4 protein-coding genes are annotated in these 3167 nt (G+C 70.3%); 2 read left to right on the top strand and 2 right to left on the bottom strand.

From position 1 onward, the window contains the following. Positions 1-121: 121 nt before the first annotated feature. Positions 122-436 carry a hypothetical protein gene (locus tag ACIQOV_RS34365; protein ID WP_401054734.1) on the top strand — a complete coding sequence of 105 codons (315 nt, stop codon included), beginning with the start codon at positions 122-124 and terminating at the stop codon, positions 434-436. 272 nt (positions 437-708) lie between these two features. On the opposite strand, the gene ACIQOV_RS34360 is transcribed toward ACIQOV_RS34365, so the two are convergent. Beyond that, on the bottom strand, positions 709-1170 hold the full coding sequence (locus tag ACIQOV_RS34360; RefSeq protein ID WP_401054732.1) for a spore-associated protein A: 462 nt from the start codon (positions 1168-1170) through the stop codon (positions 709-711). 238 nt (positions 1171-1408) lie between these two features. Continuing rightward, positions 1409-1936: a GNAT family N-acetyltransferase gene (locus ACIQOV_RS34355; protein ID WP_401054730.1), complete on the bottom strand. Its 528-nt coding sequence runs from the start codon at positions 1934-1936 to the stop codon at positions 1409-1411. A 292-nt stretch (positions 1937-2228) separates the two neighbouring features. Here ACIQOV_RS34355 and ACIQOV_RS34350 point away from each other — a divergent pair, with 292 nt between their 5' ends. Then, the gene (locus ACIQOV_RS34350) at positions 2229-3059 is read left to right on the top strand and encodes a TIGR03621 family F420-dependent LLM class oxidoreductase (RefSeq protein ID WP_401054728.1); all 831 of its coding nucleotides are present in this window, start codon (positions 2229-2231) and stop codon (positions 3057-3059) included. Positions 3060-3167 lie beyond the last annotated feature (108 nt).

Raw genomic sequence — 3167 nt, 5'->3', positions numbered from 1 at the left:
CCGGCGCCGGCTACTTCTCCCAGCCGATCCTGCTGTAGTCCTCCCCCGCCAGGCCGAAGGCCCCGTAGTTGGCCAGGCCCTTGCGGGTCGCCACCGCCACGTGACGCCCCACATGGTGAACGTGGGCGAGAGCGATGCCACGAACGTCCGCTACCAGCTCAGCTACCCCGAGGCCCTCAGCAGCCCCACCAAGCCGTCCACGTGCACCGTCGACACCGCGCAGCGGCTCCTCACCTGCGACATGACGGACATCGCCGCCGGCCACCAGACGATCACTCCGCTGATCTCGTTCACCGTCGGCCGGCTGACCCCGGGCACCGGCTACCCGCTGACCATGACCCGCCTCTCGGCCAGCCCCTACCCGAGCGACCCCAACAACGGCACCATGACCCTGCTCTGCACCGCCGACACCTCCGGAGAGGTCACCTGCGCCTGACGGTTTCGAGCGGCACGGCACTGAGCCGCAGGGCCGGTCGGACCGAGGCTTGCCTCGGTCCGACCGGCCCGTCGTCGCCGTTCACCGGTTCACGTCGACATCGCGGAACGCACGACCTGCCGGCAGGTGCCCACGTCCGTGAGGTGCCCCGGGGCGACCTGAGGATCGACCCCCGGCGCTGAGGCCCGACCGCGCCCCAAGGGTGGTGCGGCCGCTGCCGCCCGCCGTCCTGGTCGTCGCACCGGGACGGCGGGCGGCTTCACGGATGGGGGTCACGCCCCGCAGTTGGTGTGCCGCCGGAGTACTTCCAGGTCGTTGAACACGCCGCCCCAGGTGACACACGCGCCCTTCGCGTATATGTAGACGGGGCCGGCGTACTTCGTGTAGTTCCCGGAGTCGGTGACCCGGGAACCGGGGGTGTCGTCACGTTCTATGTACACCGTGATGGACCGCGTCGTGGTCTGGTTGTCCTTTATCCCGACGACGCAATTCTTGCCGGTGGCGGCCGAGTAGGTCAGGTAGACCGTCACCTCCTCGGTCGTCGACTGGATGCCGAACCAGCTCTTGACGTTGTACCCGCTCCCACATGCGCCGTTGTAGGCAACGGTGGCGGCGCTGGCAGTGCCGGGGATCGCCACGACGGTGGCCGCGGAGATCGCCAGCAGACCGGCGGCCGCGGCCATTCGGCGCCCCGGTCGGGTGATTCGGATTGATCGAGTCCTTTTGATGTTCATTTCCCCCTCTTTTCCGACTTCTTACGGTGAGGCTAGCGCGGTGCGCCAGGCTCCAGAAGAGGAACATTCGGCCACGTTCGGCCGCGACCATGAAATCGATACCGGGAAATCGGAGGATCAGATTTCAGTTCGGCACATCTCGCCCGGCCGACGGCACGGCCGGCGGCCGGGGCCGGCCCTGCGGTGCGCGGAGTGCGGGGTGCGGGGTGCGGTGCGGGCGCGGATCGACCGGACAGGCCTAGTCGACGAGGGCCCGCTCCCACAGCAGCTCGTCCCGCCAGTGCCCGTCGAGAAGGATCGAGAAGTGGGCGACACCGTACGGGCTGAACCCGTTGCGGCGCAGTACCCGCTGCGACGGCAGGTTCTCCAGCTGTGTGGACGCCTCGGCGCGGCGCAGTCCGAGCTCGTCCCTCATCTCCCGGAGTACGAGCTCGACGGCGCGTCCGGCGTGCCCTTGGTTCTGGGCGGCGCTGCCGATCCAGTACCCGACGGAGGCGCGGCGCAGGTGGGCCTGCGGCAGGATGCCTCCGACGGTGACCTGCCCGACCACCTGGTCGTCGGCGAGCACCACGCCCGGCCAGAGCGTGCCGGCCCGGTGGCCGGCCAGCAGCTTGTCGATCCGCTCCGCCTGGCCCCGCGGGGTGAGGGACTCGGCCGGCTGGGCCGGTTCCCATCGCCGGAAGGCCTCGGCGTCCCGCGTCCGGTGCGCGGCGATCGGGGCGGCGTCGCTGGGCTCGATCAGGCGGATCCTGGTGGTGCTGGGCATGGGTCGGTCCTCGTCGCGGTGCGTCGGGTGAAGCGGCCAGCCTATGCAACGGCCGTGGCGCGGCCGTTGGCCTCTGGCCCGGCCCGACCCGGCCACTGCGTCTCGTCTCCGCTCAGGACCGGTCAGGACCGGAAGACACACGATCGGCGGTGGTCTAGGCTGAACGGCCACGATCCGGCAGGGGACGATCCTTGGGGGCCGACCGCGTGATCTCCTCCTTCCTCCGCCGCGACCACGCCGCTGCTCAAGGACCGGAAAGGACGGGATCTGTGCGATGAGCTTACGGTTCGGCGTGAATCTGACGAAGCTCGAGGACCGGGCCTCCTGGAGGGAGAAGTGCCGGCGTGCCGAGGGCCTCGGCTACGACGTGATCACCGTGCCCGACCACATCGGCATGCCCTCGCCCTTCCTGGCGTGTGCCATGGCCGCCGAGGCGACGAGTAGCGTCCGGGTCGGCACGTTCGTGAGCAACACCTCGTTCTACAGCCCGGCCTTGTTCGCCAGGGATGTCGTCACCGCCGCCCGACTCACCGGCGGGCGGCTGGAGGTCGGGCTCGGTGCGGGATGGAAGAAGCCCGAGTTCGACCAGGCCGGAGTTCCGTTCGAGGCGTCGGGCAAACGCGTCGATCGACTCGTCGCGACCCTGGACGAGGTGACCCGCGTGACCGGTTCCGACCGGCCGCCCCTGATGATCGGCGGCAATGGCGACCGGGTGCTGCGACTGGCCGCCCGGCACGCCGACATCGTGTCCTTCGCCGGTACCAGGTTCGACCCGCAGGGCCGGGGCATGCGGTACCTGACGGAACGCCGGATGGACGAACGGGTGGCGCTGGTCGAGGCGGAACTGCGCGCGGCGGGTCGGGAGGCGGTGCGCCGGAACATCATCGTCCTGCGCACCGAGGTGACCGGTGACCGTCAGGCCGCGCTGGAGGACTACTCCCGCTTCCTGCAGGGCACGCTGAGTCCGGAGCAGGTCGGCGCGCTGCCCGCCGTGCTGATCGGGAGTGCGGCGCAGATCGCCGAGCAACTGCTCGCTCGTCGGGAGCGGTTCGGCTTCGACTACGTGGTCGTGCAGGAGGCGGCGCTCGACGCGTTCGCCGAGGTGATCGCACGGTTCGGCTGACCTGGGCGGAGGGGCACGCGGACCGCCCCGACCCGGCCGCCCGAACCGAGGAGGCACCATCACCACCACCCGCGTGCTGATCGTCGACGACGAGATCCTGGTCCGCTC

Origin of the sequence: Kitasatospora sp. NPDC091257, from assembly GCF_044757675.1 — a bacterium.
Lineage (GTDB): Bacteria > Actinomycetota > Actinomycetes > Streptomycetales > Streptomycetaceae > Kitasatospora > Kitasatospora lactacystinica.
The sequence above is the reverse complement of the archived record's forward strand: the minus strand, read 5'-3'. Positions and strand labels throughout refer to the sequence as shown.